The organism is Shewanella sp. 10N.286.51.B7 (assembly GCF_002873615.1).
GTDB lineage: Bacteria > Pseudomonadota > Gammaproteobacteria > Enterobacterales > Shewanellaceae > Shewanella > Shewanella electrodiphila.
The window spans coordinates 22,255-37,347 of record NZ_MCUF01000035.1 but is presented as its reverse complement, the minus strand read 5'-3'; the positions used below and the strand labels follow the sequence as shown (position 1 = coordinate 37,347).

Genomic DNA, 15,093 nt, shown 5'->3' with positions numbered 1-15,093 from the left:
GTAAGTAGTAAAAGATTATTGGGATATCGCCAAGTGGTAAGGCACCGGGTTTTGATCTCGGCATCCCCAGGTTCGAATCCTGGTATCCCAGCCATCTTCGGCAATGTAGCTCAGCTGGTTAGAGCACAGCACTCATAATGCTGGGGTCGCAGGTTCAAGTCCCGCCATTGCTACCATATTTAAAAGGTAGAATAGAGGGTTACCCTTTTACTACTGAGTTAGAAAGAGCAAGAAACAGTGTTTACTCATGATGTAAATGAGTTTATTCTGGTAAAAATTTGATGCGGGAGTGGTGGAATTGGTAGACACGCCAGATTTAGGTTCTGGTGCCGTAAGGTGTGAGAGTTCAAGTCTCTCTTCCCGTACCATCAAATTTTTCTTCAATATGTACATCTTCCTAGATTAAGTTATACATATCCAAATTTTGGGATATCGCCAAGTGGTAAGGCACCGGGTTTTGATCTCGGCATCCCCAGGTTCGAATCCTGGTATCCCAGCCAAATTTAGCCTCACGGTTAAAGCAAGAGCCCGTCTTATGACGGGCTTTTTGTTGCCTAAAATTTATGATTTATCTTCTCATATTTATCCATTATCACTTATCGATTGAGCCTTATGATTATTTTTGTATGATGGATAAGTCATACGTTCCAAATTATTACTTTCTAAATTATTACATTCAGAGTCTGCCCGAAATGCCAATCAATCCAATTACAGAGTCAATGTGGCCTGAAATCTATAAACTCCAATCGCAAGTGTATGTGGATATTGAACCAGAGCCGCTCGAAGTCCTTCGGGATAAATGGCAGCATTCTGCTCACTGCTGTTTTGTCTATCAAAATGAAGAGCAAAAGGTAATGGCTTATCTATTGGCTCATGTTTGGGCTAATAAAACGCCTCCTAAGCTCTATCAGACACTTTCTGAGAAAAAGGAAGGTAGTCAGTTGTTTCTACATGATTTAGCGGTATCTGCTCTATTAAAAGGCTCTGGAGTCGGTAAGCAAATGGTTGAGCAGTTAAAATTAATTGCTAAGCAATACAATTACTCACAAATACAACTTGTGGCAATACAAGGCTCAGTCCCTTTTTGGCAAAAAATGGGCTTTGAGATTGATCATGAGCAGGTGGCTAACGCAAGTTATGGCCCTGATGCTAAGATCATGAAACAAGTGCTTTAATCAGTTTTACTTTTTAAGTCTTAAGCAAATAAAAAAAATACGGCCAATTGGCCGTATTGTTAACTGATAAAAATTAATTAATCATTTATCGCTTACTTCTGTCTAGCTGGGTAAGAAGTCGATCGCCCAAATGGTTGTCATTGTTGCAACATCTTCTGCAGGGAAGGTGATTGAACGTAACACAACCTTTAGTTGGCGCTCTAATTTGGCATTGTTAAGCTGGCTTGATTGAATATCAACCCGACTAATGCTGCCATTAGGCAGGATCTCAATCTCAAACATGACTTTACCTTTGAGGAAAGGGTCTTTACGCAGAGCTCGATTATACAAGGCATATAAACGTGCTTTGTTCGCCTCAAGTGTGCGGCGTAATGCTGCCTCTGAACGTTGGCTTCCCGCAGAAGCCAGTTGCTCTTCCTCGGCAATAGCCCCTTGAGTAGCTAACACTTCCTCTTCTGCCAACCTAATTTGTTGGGTGTTTTTAGTGCTTAAAGCATCTGACGCAACGGTTTGATTGACGGTAGAGGTGGTTAAACTCTCACTTTGGGTATTGGCCGAAGCTGCTAACAGCTTACGTTTGACTTTCACTTCTTGCGCCTGCGTTTGTTCAAGGGCACTTTGAGATGCCGGCTTGATATCAAACGCTTCACGCATTGAAAAAAGCTCATCTTTCATGGCTGCTAGCCCTGAAGTTTGTGCTTTTTCTTTTGCGGCCTCACGGGTCATTGTCGGCTGTACTATTGGTTTTTCAACAGGTTTATCGACAGGCTTTTCTTCAACCTTTTCCGGTTCTTTTTCAAGTTCTGGCTCAGGTTCAGGAATAACCTCTGGCTTTTCAGGCACTGGAAGTTGTTTTTCTTTAAGCATTATTTTCGCTAACTGCGGGGGTAATTGCTCTTTAACTTCTCTTGGCACTTCAACTTGCTCAAGTAAAGGCACACCGATGCCGAACACAGCGTAAATGACCAGTAGTAACACTAAGATCTGTTTAAATAACCTATCTTGTTTACTGGGCTTAAATAAATCACCTATGTCGTTAAAGCTATTACCATTTGGGCTACTGCCATTAAACGAATGGGATAAGCTTGCTGCTGTCATGCTAACTCTCCTCAGCCGTTTTACTGGCTTGGCGCTCAACGGCTAATGACATATTTCTATATCCCGTTTCAGCACAAGCAGCCATAATTTGCTTTAACGCCATATAAGGTGTGCTGCTATCGCCAATAATGGTGACGGCACGGCCTTTTTCCTGTTCTGACTCTGTTAACTCAGTACGTTTACTCGCTTGGTATGTAAGCTCTGTAGTCATCGCTTCGATAAACTCAAGGTTTTCTTGTTCACTGAAGTTAGGCTTATCAGCACTATTTTGCCAAACAGCTCGCTCTTGGATAAGCACTGTATCTTTAAGTACTGTGATAACCAGGTTTTCAACTGGCAGTTCTTCAGCAATAGAGACAGGTAACTTTATCTTTTCGATATTTTGTAGAACGCGTACTTCAGATTGATTCACAATCAAGAAGAATACCAAAATCGTAAAGATATCCATCAAGGCCACTAAGTTAAGTTTGCCACCTGATTTAAAGCGCTTATGGTGCTTAGCAAGTCGTTTAGCTCTGGGTGATTGCTTCATGATTTGCCTCCTGTGGTTTCACTTACTTGTGTTTCAGCAAGTGATTCTTCAGGTGCATCGCCTAACGAGATAAGCGGAAACAGTTCAGCATCGACTAGGTTAGCCGCAACCACTGCTTTGTATGAGCGCACGGTATCCATTGCAGTCACAATGGTCTGATAATCGATATCAGATTCAAGCAAAAGCACTATGTCATTTTTATCGATTTCTTGTTGTTGAAAAGTCAGTTTAAGGTCTTGTAAGTACACAGACAAAGCCTTGAAATCATAACCTTGTTCTGTTGTTTCAAAACGTTTAAGTAATATGCCTGCAGGGTAGTTGAGCTCAAGACTTTGATGAGTAATGACTAGTTCCAATACTTTGGGTTCTTGATCATCTTCAGCTTGTTGAGACTCTGACATAACAGGCAATTGCAGATTTAGTATCCGTACTTGTGAAAATACCAAACTCAGTAATAACACAGGCACGAGCACGATCATCAAATTCATAAATGAAGTGATATCGAGTTCTGCATCTTCGGTATTAGGGCGACGACGGCGTCTCATAATTATTAGCCTCGGTCCGAATCCGCTTGCTTAGAAAAAGACAGTGAATTAAGTAATTTAATGCCAGCCATTTCAATTGAATCAACAATAGTCGCAGTTTTAGTTTGCAGTGTTGAATGAAATAGAATTAGCGGAATAGCGGTAATAAGACCAAATGCAGTGGTGTTCATTGCAACAGAAATACTGGAAGACAGCAGGTTAGCTTTTTCAGCTGGATCTGCACTGGCTACCGCAGAGAACGCGGCAATCAGCCCCATAATGGTTCCCAGTAGACCAAGTAGCGTAGCAATATTGGCTAAGGTAGCAATAAATGGCGTGCGCTTTTCAAGTCTCAACATGTACTCCATGATGGTTTCTTCCATGGCGTATTCCACATCTTCACGGCGTTTAGCTTGTGAAATTCTGACGATACCAGATTGCAATACATCAAATACAGGTGCTTTATTATTTTGCGCATGTTGACTGATTGTCGCGACATCACCGCTTTTAAGTGCTTCTTTGATTAACGAGAATGCTTTTTGGTTAGTGCGATGAGCTGAACTGAGATATAACCAACGTTCGATTGTGATGGCCAAACCGACGACTAATACTAGGGCGATAGGGTATATGAACGGGCCACCATTTTGTAAAAATGCAATGATATGGTCGGTAAAACTCATGATATTTTCCTTTTTATAGAGTCGAACGAAGTTGTTTTTGACTCGTCCTAAATGTAGTTATTTTTTGTTACTGCTTTTTTGTTACTGCTTCGGGTTAAACTTTTATCTTAGTGAATACACCCTTTATTGTTTTGATGAAGTATTCACACTGAAATCACGTACCTCTTGTTGGAACTTTTTAGGGTTAATCGGTTTGAATTGCGGCAAGATGATTTGCATATTGTTATCTTGTATTGCTACAGGGTTGGTAATTCCTTGCCAAGGCATGATGTAAAGCACTTTTGGTTGCTCTTGCGTGCCGGTCACTTTACTTTCAATTAATACGGGTTTGTTTGCTGTGCTGACGGTTTCAGCGGCATTAAGCTCACCCATGCTAATGACTGATAGCAGCAAGAGTGTCATAACAGCAATAACAACTGCGTTAACACGGTATGTTGTCATCGGGGTTAATGAACTAACCATCTTATCCTTCTCCTTGTTGCAAATTGAGCCCAGCTCGCTGAATTTTTATTTCAACGCCAGCCAACCATCGCTGGGCTTGAACATCATCAGGTTTTAGCAATAAATAGGATTGATAATAACGTCTAGAATCCAATAGTTTTCCTCGGTATAGCTCGAGCAAAATAGCGAGGTTAACTTGTGCTTCTGGATAATTAGGCCAAATAGATAATGCGGTTAAATAATCTTTTTCTGCCTGTTCAAATTGACCTTGCTTTCTTGCTACAAGGGCCTTCAACTGAAAGGCGTAAGGGTTTTTATCGTTAACGGCAATGGCTTGATTTAACAAAGATTCAGCCTGACTAAAGTCACTTTTATTAATGGCGATTAAGGCTTTGTTTACTAATGCACCTGATAGGGTTGGCTGCGCCAAGAGTACCTGATCAAATAATGCATCAGCTTGATCAAATTGCTGTTGTTTCATTAGAGCAAGCGCATCTTGATACTGAGTTAACACCGTTCTAGGTACATTGGCTAAACGTTGCTGGGCTTGCTCAGCGTATAAGTTGTAATTGTTGGCTGTTATATCATTTAAAGCGCCATTACTCGCCGTTTGCTTGTTCGAGTTGTTCCCTACAGTGCCATTTGCCACAGAGCTAGCATTGCCATCATCTGTGTTGACCATATCCACCATACTGCTATCTAGGGCATCAATACCGTTAGCTTCGGCGTTTTCACTCGCTTGATCATTCGTCATCGTTGAGCATGCAGACAAGATCATTAGGCTGAAACCCAGTAATAACTTGATGGTGACATGAGCTGAGGAAAGTGTGTTATTCACTTTATTATTCGCTTTATTATTCACTTTATTGTTCACCCGACTGTTTACTCTCTTACTTAAAGGTTTAGTGAATTGATTCAACGACATCATGTGTCACCTCCTGTTTGTTATATAACGCAGGTGACAGTTCAGTTAAGGTTGTGAAACTTTTGCCAATCCATTGGTCATAGATATTTTGCCAAGCTCGCTCAGTGTTACTGATATGAATTTCAATAGCCTTTTCCTCAAATGGATAGGCGAGCTCTTCAAGCAATATTTCGTACTCTTCCAGCGCTAATTCATCTAGGTCACTAGGGCGCTCAGAGTCCATAACATCAGCCGCTAACTGGCGATACATTTCAGCTAAGTTAAAGGTCGCTTGCGGCACATATTGTGCTCGTTGAAAGTCCAACACTTGCTGGTAATAACCAATAGCTTGTTTCATCGCGTCTTGTTTACGCTTCAAGGTTTTATTTAATGGCGCGGTTAGCTTAATCGCGATAAATGTTTGCTGGTGTGCTTGGGCTAATTCAGAAGCTGCAATAGAGGCAATTTCAATTTCTCGCCCAGCAAAGGTATTCGCTTTAGCTTGCTGCTTGGCGTGGAAGGCTAATATCTGGCGATACCAGTAATATTCCTTGTTGGGCTCGTTAGAAACTTGATAAAACTCGCTCATTTTAAGGCGTACTTCTTGTGCTACATCAAAAGGCTCAGGGTAATCTTTAGCGTATGTTCGATAGGTTAAGCGGGCTTTTTCGGTTTCGCCTGCTTTGAGGTAGTACTCCGCAGCAGTATATTGCGCCTCACGCTTTAGCGCTCCTTTGGGTTCATTGGCAACAATAATCAACAGTTGCTCAGCAGCCAATTCCCATTGTTCTAATGCTTCATATGACTGAGCAAGTTTTGCTGGGATTGATGCACTGAATTGATGTTTAGGGTAACGCTTTTGAAATGGCACCAATACCGTAATAGCTTGTTGCCATTGCTGTTGCGAAAGCAAGATATTCGCCGCTTCAAACTCGCCACTGACTGCATATTTTGATTCAGGCACAGCTTTGCTAATCCGTAATAAATCGACAACAGCAAGTTGCGGATTGTCGTTCTTGTTAGCCTGTGCTTGGAAGTAAATGCTTGATGCTAATAAATCGCGCATTTCAACTCGTGATGTCGCTTGCTGCGCTGTCGGTGTTTGACTGACACTTAAATATTTTAACGCCAGATTATAAGATTGCTCAGCAAGGGCATATTGGCTTTGCTGATATAACCCGTGAGCATATAACTGAGTCACAAGTTGTACTTGTTTTAATTGAGTTTTAGGCAGCTGTTTACCGTGCTCTACTGGATTGATAACACTTGATTTATCTAGGGCGATATAAGCCTGAGGTTTTTGTACACTGGCTAATTCATCAGGTGTTTGTCGCGCTACTACCGCTATTTGTTCTGCACTTTTCTCAGAGGGTTGATTAATGACACCGTGAGTCACTAATACAAATTCGCTGAACTGGGCTAAATCCAGGTAATTTTTCGATGCAAATGAATATTGGGCGCCGTGAGTTGCAAGCTCTAGAGCGCGTTTATCATCTGGATAGTTGGCGATAAACTGTTTATCTAAGGCGACCCTCTCTTGGACAACTACCTGAGTGCTATCCAAATTTGCATTAGCTTGATTTTGCAGCGGCGTTAGGATTTCTCGAATTGTGATTGTGGTTGCATAAGCAGCCTGCTTTTTGAGGGCTATCTGCTCTTGGTTTAGCTGCTTATTTGGTTGGCTTAAGTGATCAGCTTGTTGGTTTGGCTGGTCTGCTTGAACCGAATCATCAATAGAACTGATTTCACCATAAGCGATAGTTTTATAACTGTTAAGTGCTTGTCTAAATTGCTTGGCTTCAAAATTAGCATCAGCAAACAGGTATTCATCAGTGTGAATATCTTTGCTGAGTAAGCTGCTTGCCTGTGGCAATTTTGCGAGTTGTAAGTAAGTACTTAATGCATTTGCAGCCGCTTTAAAAGCGCTTACTCGGCCAATGCCTGCAGGCTGATTTTGCGCGTTGGCGTAAACTCTGCGGCTATGCTCATCACTAAATGCCAGTAAATGAGGCAGTAACTCTTGTTGATGCTTTGCACTTGCTTGACTCCAAAAAGTGCTATTTAACCCGTACTGGTTAATATAATCATTTTTGAGTTTATGCATTGAAGCAAATTTACCTTGGCGCTGATAAAGCTCAAGTAAAGCCAATGAGTAACGAGCAGACCAAATGTTATCTTGTGCCAAATCGATATAGGCTTGATAGGCCAGCTCTGCATCATGTTGCAGCTCTTGTTTCAGTAAGAATTTTGCTAAGTTATCAAATAGAACATGTTGATAAATAGGTAAGTAACGCGTGTCTTGTTTTGATGTCACCAGTGCAACTAAGGATACGGATTGTTGCTGCTGACTGAGTGAAATACTTAAAACTCGCTGCGCATCAATTGCTAGGTTTTGCTCGCGACTGCTCAAACTGGCAAAACTGAAATCCGTTGCGGTTAACTCATTTTGCTTTGGTTTATGGTTAGCTAAAATCGTATCGAACACGGCTAAAAAGGTACTATCAGCCTCAGGTAAGCGATTCAGTTTAAACAGTGACCAGCCAGACATATAAATGCTGTTGAGTAAATATTTATCATTGTTATCAGCTGATTGAACCTGTTTATAAGCGCTTATCGCAGCAGGGTAATCTTGCAAGTTGTAATAGATTTCGCCGCGCCTAAAGTTAAGCTCCGCTAAATATTGAGTGTTAGGGTAGCGGGATAATAACGATTCCATCTCGATTAAGCTTTCATCTAGCTGGCCTTGCAAATCTAGCGCTTTTGCCAGTTGATACTGCAGATGCTCGTTATCAGCGCGATTAGGGTAGCGCTGTAATAGTGTTTGATACTCAGCTATTAATTTTACTAGCTGTTGATCGTTTTGCTTGAATTGTTGCAAAGCTTTTTGCTCTGCAGCTAACGGGTTAACCCCTGTATCTTCATCAAGAACTGTGGTTTCAAGCTCACCAAACATTTGCTCTTCAAGATTTTCAGTCTTAATTTGAACCAGACGATATTCAACGTGTGTTCTGACTTCTGGGTTGGGTTCTAATGTCAGTAATTGCTGATAAATTTGCGCAAGTTTTTGGCTTCGCTGCGCTTTTGTCAGAGCAAGTGAGTCCAATGAAACTTGGGGTTGTTGTTTGGCTAAATCAGTTAATGTCGCTCTTTTGGGATTGTTATTAGCTTGAGTATCTAGGGTGCTTTTACAACCGCTGACGCCAGCAATGATCATGCAGCTAACGAGTAGAGATAGCGTTGGTTTTGATGGGGTCATTATAATTTCTCCCCATTTATAACAGGTTGGGACATTTGCTCTAATACAGCCGCCATTTCATGGCGAGAGGCCAGTAATAACTGTTCAAGCTGAATTTGTTGCTCAGAAACAAAGGCTGAGATTTTTTGTTGAATTTGAGCTTTGGTTGAGGATTCAAGTGCTGCGATATTTTGAATTGTTGTAACCAGTCTCGTTTCTGCTTGAGCTTGGCGCTGCTCAAACGCAGTGGTTTGTTGCTGAGAATTGGCTAACTGAGCAAAGCGTTGTTGCTGCAGACTTACCAGTACGAGTTGTTGGTCGACTTGTTTAAGTAATTTTTTATGTTGCCATAACCTTTGAGGAAATTGCTGTTGCAACTCCCAGTTAAGGACTGCTTTAACGCGGTTTAGTCTTTGTTGATACTCTTCAGTGCTGCGCTGACCACGAATAGCCTTGATAACGTTTTCACTTTCATTGACGCGTTTAAGCCATGCTTGCTCTGCGTCATTGGCAAAAATATCTGCGTTTTCTTGTGCCTCAGCCTCAGTAATCATTTGTGCTAACAGCTGCTTTTGATTGGTTAACTGCTGAATCAATTCAGGATACTGGGTTTGGCTTTGCTGTTCGATGATGCGAGCTTGACGCTGTTTATTGAGTGTTAAGCTCTCTTTTATCCAGGCATTTTTTTGCTGCTGACGGTCAATATTGCTCGTTAACAGTGATAACTCAGATAAGGTATCGATATCGTGTTTCAGCTCTGGATTTTCTAAGGCTTTTTGCAGCCATTGACCATTAGCTCCCGTTTGAGCGTTTACATTACTGTTGAACAATAATGGCGTTAATTCTGTTTGCTTAATATCGGTATGAAAGCGTGCTAAGTCAGCTAATTGTTCAACATAGAGTTGCTCGGCTTGTTGATAGCTATATAGGCTCTCAGAAAGTGTGTTTTGCTGTTTGATTTGAGCAGAAATGAGTAATGCTGATTGCCAACCGAGCTGGGAGTATTGATAGTCACGTTTTAATAAATCAAGCAATGCCAGTGAAGTGTCATATCGCTTGATCTGCTGAGCTGAGAAGGCAAATAGAAATAGTGCAGACTCAGTGTAAGGACTGTGCTCAGGAAAATCTTGTAATTGATCGAATGCTGCTTGGTATAGACCTTGTTTAACATACAGTTGGGCTAACAATAATTGAGCATAATCATTAATGGCTTGCTGCTGGATTTGTTTGTCTGCCTTTAATTCATCAGCTGTCATTATGCTTATGTCAGTGATTTCTTTATTAACATTTTTACTAGAAACTTGAGCTCGTTGTTGTGGACTCTTTTCGGTAAATAAGCTTTGCCAGAAATTCGTTTCAGTTGCTGCTACGTTTATGTTTTTAATGCGTACCAGCAGTGTTTCTGCGCGTTGATAATCCTTTGCTTGCATCAATTGCAGTGCTTGGTTAAGCATGACGTAAGCAGATAATGCTGACTTTGCAGTTAATTCAGTATCTGCTTGGTTTGATCCCGCGGCTGACTCATCAAGTATTTTCGCTGAAGGAGTCACAGATGCAGGCCAATATGCCAATTGATGTAGGATCTGATATTGCTCAGCATATGAAGCAGGCAGTTGAGTGATATTAGCGAGGGTTTGCTGGGCAGCACTGTGTTTACCTTGCTCTATTTGTTGTTCTGACAACTGTAGTAGTGCGATAAGCTTTAGCTCATCAGCTGAGGTGGCAGTTTTATTGCCTTGCTTATCTTCGGTTGGTGGCTCAATACCTGCCAACTTATCGTTTGCTTGTTGTTGAATTAATGCTTGCTCGAACGTGGCCAACGTCTCAGTAGCTTGATGATGTAAACCGATGGATACCTGTAAGCCAGCTTCAAACAAATGGCTTTTTGCGGTATCAGCATCAAAGCGCTGTCTGTTTAGGCTAACTTGGCTTAATGCGGCGTTGTAATCACCTTCAAAATAAAAGTATAAGGCTTGGCGATAAAGTTTATTGCGCAGGTTAGCTTGCTGAGCAAGGGTTAAATTAGTTGCAGCCGTTGAATGAGCAACTTCAGTTGGTTGCTTATTTAGTTCATCAGTTGAGACATCAGTGGGCATATCAGCACTGATAGCTGCAGTTGAAAAACAGCCGCTAACGATAAACAGTATTATCGCTTTTAGCTGAGGCGTTGCTACTGCATAGCGGCTAAAATCACGGAAAGCTTGGTTCATATTAACTGGCATAACCGTTATAAAACCCACTCTTCAACTTTCACATCTGCACGATAACTGGATTCATTATCTTCAAGTTTCAATTCCACCATCACGGTTTCATCTGTCTTTTCAAATTGATGAGTCACTGCTCTTTGTACGGTGCGACCTTCTGCATCAACACCGGTAAAAATAGCGGTAAGCTGATGCTGTCCCATTTTCAAATTGCCCATATAGACTTTTTGAATGCCGCCTTTTTCCAGTGCACGACGTTGGCGTTGGGTATATAAAAAACCGGCTACATTTTGCTGATTAATTTTTAGCTCGACACTGTCTAGGGTAAAAAAACGTCCAATATCCACTGACACAAATACAGCTATTTGAGTGCTTGCGGGGAACAATAAGTCTTCTTCAAGAATGAATAAATCACGATTTAATTTAATGACTTGGCTTTTGATGTTTTCAAGATCGCTTGCTACCTGACTCTGACTATCAGCGCTAACATTACCATTAGTCATTGCATTAGCACTCGCGTCATTATCAGTATTGGCTAACGCGGCATTTGGCTGCATCGCGCTCCAGAAAATGGCTATAAATAGCCCCAAAGTGAGCCATATTTTAAAATTTGTAGATGACTTAACAGTGTTACCCTGCGCTGTACCTTGTCCAGTACCTTGATCTGTGTTGTTCATATTTCTACCTTGAAAATGGGCTAAATCGCTAACATTACGCAAAATGATTAAAAGTAAACGCTATAAAAAGCGCGGATGACGTTAGCGGAAAAATTGTAAAACGGTTCGTTACCTACGCCACCATCAGCAGTGGGATCTCTAAAGTTGTTGTAGTCGAAGGTGATGTAGTCCCATTGAATACTGGCTTCTGAACGAGTATCTCCAAAAGATAAGCTTTCAGGCATTAAATAAGTGACACCTAGGCCTAAGGTTAAGTCATTAAAGTCACTTAACTCTTTATCGCGGGCTAGGTAGTTTTGTGCATCTTGATAAGGGAATAAGTCACTATAAAATTCAGCTTGAGTTTGCTGGTAGTAACGCACTTTAAATTCAAGTTCTAAGAAGTCACCAATAGGGTGGCGGTATCCGAGTTCGACATCATTAGCATCAATTTCCCAGCTGTCGTTGAAGTAGCGATAATGAAAAAATAACGCCGCGCGATAGGGCAGAAAGTAGCTTGCCGATAATTTGGTTGAAAACGAGTTACGAGTCTCTGGATAGATTTCTGACTGATAGCCAACACCGGATGGGTTAGTTGTATCTATGTAGCGTACCGTACGGTATGGGTTATTGAGGTAACCTTCGTCAGCAATGGCTTCAAAGTTAAGTTGCGCGGTTAAGTTGCGAGTTAAAATTTGACTTATGCCTGCGCGAATACGGTACTGCTGGCTTTGTTCTTCAAATTGGTCATCGCCATTGCGGCGTATTTCATTATCACCATATGACACACCAAGACTTAAATTGGTTAAATCGCCAAAGGTATCTTGAGATACATTAACACTAAAGGATTGTGCGAGGTAATCGTCTTCATCACTCTGGCGGGCATTAAAGGTCATTAAGGTCTTATCGTTGAGGTATTCGACCCCAATTTGGCCTTCATGGCGCTTTTCGCTATATGGACTTGCTGTACTGAGCACATCTACAGAGGCCGAAGAAATGCTATCGAGGTAGTAGTAGCCAGTAAACGCCAATGATTCTGAGGTCTTTTTTCGAAGCAATACCGAAGGACCGTCAATTTTCATCCCGCCGCCTTCATAGCTGTGATAAAGCACATCAGCGCGATCAGGCTCTAGCACTGCTGCTAGGCTGAGTGGCGAGCAGAGAATTAATCCTGTCAGTGTGGCTGTCTTTAATAAGCACTTGAGCATCTTAGTTACAACCACAGCCACCGCCTCCAGTTCCTTCTGCTCCGCGAGCAGACTCACGGGCCTCCAATACATGCGCTACGTGCATATTGGCAATGGGATGCCTACCAAATCGCATAATAGGATCGGCAAGGTTTTGGCGTTCATAAGGTTTTACCCAAGGTTCTATGTCTAAACTTGAGCAGCCCGATATTATGAATAGTGACGACAGGGCCGTTATGAGCATGAGCATTTTTTTGATTGGATTCATCATAGGGTTACTCTCTGATCAGCTTTTTAATCGCAGCGGCGTATTTTTTCTCGTAACCGTCTTGATAACCTAAGAACACATATCGCACTTTGCCGTCGCGATCTACAATCACAGTCGTTGGCATGGCTTTTACATCGTAGGTCTCAGATAGGCTGTTTGTTTCGTCAAAAAAGATGTCAAAACTTAAATTAAGATCGGCTAGAAAGTCTTTACCTGCTTGGTTTTCTTGCTCAACATTGACGCCCCAAACGGCAACGCCTAAATCTCGATATTTGTCTTCAAGCTTTTGCAGTACTGGCATCTCTTTTCTACAAGGTCCACACCAAGATGCCCAGAAGTTAATCAGGATGATATTGCCGCGCTGCTCAGAGAGTTTAAGGTTCTCACCTTGCATGTTTTTTAAGGTGAAATCTGGTGCCATATCGCCTTCTGATAACGCATTGGCTTGAATCGATACACTTAAAGTAAATAGGGTAAACAGGGCAATGAACCCACGCTTAAATAACATCATTGATAATCCTTTATTTCTTATTATTTAATTTTTGTTTAACTCTTTTTCGAGCTAGGTTGTGACCAACGGCTATAGATTAAAAATAAACAGCAATACCAGTAGAAAAGGTTAAATTGTGCGTCGTTTTTGATGAGCCTGTTATTTGAGTGTCAAAGATGTAGTCACTCATCGCCAGATCCCATGCAACCCAGTCATTAAGAAAAACGCGGTAGTTAGCGGTTAAGTTCACCGTAAATTGTTCATCACCGGCAAACTCAGTGTTACCACCACCGACTTCAAAGGAGAACACACTGTTAAAGACTAAATCTTCACTGAAAAATATTTCACCAGGTAGAAGGTTATAACCAATATTGAGACCGTAGTAGGTCATTTCGCGCTCTTCATCTGTCAGTAAAGGTGCGGTGTTAGCAAGCTTTTCAAAACTGGTATATCCGCCTTCAGCGACTGCATATCTGCCTTTGACATAAAAGTGTTCACTGATGTGATACCCCAGATGTGCACTAATCCAAGGGCTATTTTCAAAGTCCTCAATTGACATCAAGCCACCTTGAATACCGACCTCGAAATTTTCGGTATCCAATACATCATCGAGTACTTCGCGGCGCTCAACATCGGCTTTAACTCCGACGGTATTTGATTGGCTAGCTTCAGCTGAAAGTGCAATGGCGCTATAGCCCATGCCTAAAGTGACGATACTTAGGGTTAAACAAGATTTAATTGCGTTTTTTACCATGGTATTAATGCTTATTTTTGTTGTTATCGCTGTTTTCATCATTGCCTTCATTATTCCCATGCCCATTAGAAAAAGACGCTAAAGCCGACTTTCCAAGATTGAAGTTGTTCATTTTCATCTCTGTCGGTTAAGGCCAACGAGAGTTTATATTCGGCGCGTAAGATAAAGTTACGTGCGAGATGGTATTTAACCCCAGCCGCTGCACTCATTAAGGTGCTTTGACGTGATTCAGAATCCGCGATAACACTGTGAGGCTTAGTGTTGATAATGCCGCCACCTATGCCAATGTAAGGGACCAAGGTAAATTCAGGAAAAGGATGGCTGTAAAGCATGGCTTCAAATAAGTCACTATCAGAAATGCTACCTAAGGCTTTACCTGCAGATATTTCAGCACTAAAAACAGGGGTGAAAACATAGCCTAAGTGCACGTTATAAAAGTTAGCGCCTTCAAGGTCGCCATACATTACGCCCGATTCCCAGTCTCTTTGCATAAAGGCTTCAGTGCCAATGACATGCTGGTTAACCGCTTCACCATGTTGGCTGAGTCCGCGTAAGTCATCTTCATGAAACCAACCTTCAATGCCACGCTTATCACGGACTTTGAGCCAAGATGTTCGTTTGAGTAGTACACTGACCTGTTCATGTTGCTCAACAACATGTACGACGGGATAGCCTGCACTTGGGCCTGAATGAAGCTCAACAAAGGGAACATCAATGGTTAACTGCGCCGCCGAGGATTCAGCGTGAGCAAGGTTGGAGTTCAATAACGTTAAACAGAGTAATGTACCTGCCAACATGAATTTGAAAGGGCAGGCGAAATTAAACATAGTTTCCTTTTTGTAACATCATCAGTCCTTGTTTATTGTTGTTTTTATTTGGCTTTTAACTTTGTTGTTATCAAGGTTTTTCTTATCAAGCCGTCTCTTACCAAGGTTGCTCTTATTA

At 41.7% G+C, this 15,093-nt stretch carries 15 protein-coding genes and 4 tRNA genes; 5 read left to right on the top strand and 14 right to left on the bottom strand.

Annotated elements, in window-relative coordinates; genetic code table 11:
- Positions 1-19: 19 nt before the first annotated feature.
- The 5 genes from BCU84_RS10680 to BCU84_RS10660 all read left to right on the top strand — a co-directional run bounded on the left by BCU84_RS10680 (position 20) and on the right by BCU84_RS10660 (position 1,175).
- Positions 20-94, top strand: a tRNA-Gln gene (locus BCU84_RS10680).
- Positions 95-99: 5 nt separating this feature from the next.
- A tRNA-Met gene (locus BCU84_RS10675) sits at positions 100-176 on the top strand.
- A gap of 107 nt (positions 177-283) precedes the next feature.
- Positions 284-368 (top strand) — tRNA-Leu (locus BCU84_RS10670).
- A 57-nt stretch (positions 369-425) separates the two neighbouring features.
- A tRNA-Gln gene (locus tag BCU84_RS10665) sits at positions 426-500 on the top strand.
- A gap of 192 nt (positions 501-692) precedes the next feature.
- Positions 693-1,175 carry a GNAT family N-acetyltransferase gene (locus tag BCU84_RS10660; protein WP_102528074.1) on the top strand — a complete coding sequence of 161 codons (483 nt, stop codon included), beginning with the start codon at positions 693-695 and terminating at the stop codon, positions 1,173-1,175.
- Positions 1,176-1,277: 102 nt separating this feature from the next.
- On the opposite strand, the gene BCU84_RS10655 is transcribed toward BCU84_RS10660, so the two are convergent.
- The 14 genes from BCU84_RS10655 to BCU84_RS10590 form a co-directional block, all read right to left on the bottom strand.
- Entirely contained in the window at positions 1,278-2,273 is a 996-nt protein-coding gene (locus BCU84_RS10655) for an AgmX/PglI C-terminal domain-containing protein (protein ID WP_102528073.1), read from the bottom strand.
- Position 2,274: 1 nt separating this feature from the next.
- On the bottom strand, positions 2,275-2,805 hold the full coding sequence (locus BCU84_RS10650; protein ID WP_102528072.1) for a biopolymer transporter ExbD: 531 nt from the start codon (positions 2,803-2,805) through the stop codon (positions 2,275-2,277).
- A complete protein-coding gene (locus BCU84_RS10645) occupies positions 2,802-3,350 on the bottom strand; it encodes a biopolymer transporter ExbD (RefSeq protein ID WP_102528071.1) in 549 nt (182 codons plus the stop codon). The genes BCU84_RS10650 and BCU84_RS10645 overlap by 4 nt, the downstream gene beginning before the upstream one ends.
- A 5-nt stretch (positions 3,351-3,355) precedes the next feature.
- Positions 3,356-4,009, bottom strand: a complete 654-nt coding sequence (locus BCU84_RS10640; protein WP_102528070.1) for a MotA/TolQ/ExbB proton channel family protein — start codon at positions 4,007-4,009, stop codon at positions 3,356-3,358.
- Between the two features lie 123 nt (positions 4,010-4,132).
- A complete protein-coding gene (locus tag BCU84_RS10635) occupies positions 4,133-4,471 on the bottom strand; it encodes a hypothetical protein (protein ID WP_102528069.1) in 339 nt (112 codons plus the stop codon).
- Position 4,472: 1 nt separating this feature from the next.
- Entirely contained in the window at positions 4,473-5,378 is a 906-nt protein-coding gene (locus BCU84_RS10630; protein ID WP_102528068.1) for a tetratricopeptide repeat protein, read from the bottom strand.
- Positions 5,353-8,610, bottom strand: a complete 3,258-nt coding sequence (locus BCU84_RS10625; RefSeq protein ID WP_102528067.1) for a tetratricopeptide repeat protein — start codon at positions 8,608-8,610, stop codon at positions 5,353-5,355. The genes BCU84_RS10630 and BCU84_RS10625 overlap by 26 nt, the downstream gene beginning before the upstream one ends.
- Positions 8,610-10,811, bottom strand: a complete 2,202-nt coding sequence (locus tag BCU84_RS10620; RefSeq protein WP_133146637.1) for a CDC27 family protein — start codon at positions 10,809-10,811, stop codon at positions 8,610-8,612. Before BCU84_RS10620 ends, BCU84_RS10625 begins: the two co-directional genes overlap by 1 nt.
- A gap of 5 nt (positions 10,812-10,816) precedes the next feature.
- Complete coding sequence (locus tag BCU84_RS10615) at positions 10,817-11,470, bottom strand: AraC family transcriptional regulator (protein WP_198589561.1); 654 nt, start codon at positions 11,468-11,470, stop codon at positions 10,817-10,819.
- A 47-nt stretch (positions 11,471-11,517) separates the two neighbouring features.
- Positions 11,518-12,678, bottom strand: a complete 1,161-nt coding sequence (locus BCU84_RS10610) for a DUF3570 domain-containing protein (RefSeq protein WP_241906412.1) — start codon at positions 12,676-12,678, stop codon at positions 11,518-11,520.
- The gene (locus BCU84_RS10605; protein ID WP_102439160.1) at positions 12,659-12,904 is read right to left on the bottom strand and encodes a DUF4266 domain-containing protein; all 246 of its coding nucleotides are present in this window, start codon (positions 12,902-12,904) and stop codon (positions 12,659-12,661) included. The genes BCU84_RS10610 and BCU84_RS10605 overlap by 20 nt, the downstream gene beginning before the upstream one ends.
- A 7-nt stretch (positions 12,905-12,911) precedes the next feature.
- On the bottom strand, positions 12,912-13,415 hold the full coding sequence (locus tag BCU84_RS10600; RefSeq protein WP_102528065.1) for a TlpA disulfide reductase family protein: 504 nt from the start codon (positions 13,413-13,415) through the stop codon (positions 12,912-12,914).
- 76 nt (positions 13,416-13,491) lie between these two features.
- The gene (locus tag BCU84_RS10595) at positions 13,492-14,148 is read right to left on the bottom strand and encodes an outer membrane beta-barrel domain-containing protein (protein ID WP_241906411.1); all 657 of its coding nucleotides are present in this window, start codon (positions 14,146-14,148) and stop codon (positions 13,492-13,494) included.
- A gap of 65 nt (positions 14,149-14,213) precedes the next feature.
- Positions 14,214-14,975, bottom strand: coding sequence for an SH3 domain-containing protein (locus BCU84_RS10590; RefSeq protein WP_102477101.1), 762 nt, complete (start codon positions 14,973-14,975; stop codon positions 14,214-14,216).
- Between the last annotated feature and the right edge of the window lie 118 nt (positions 14,976-15,093).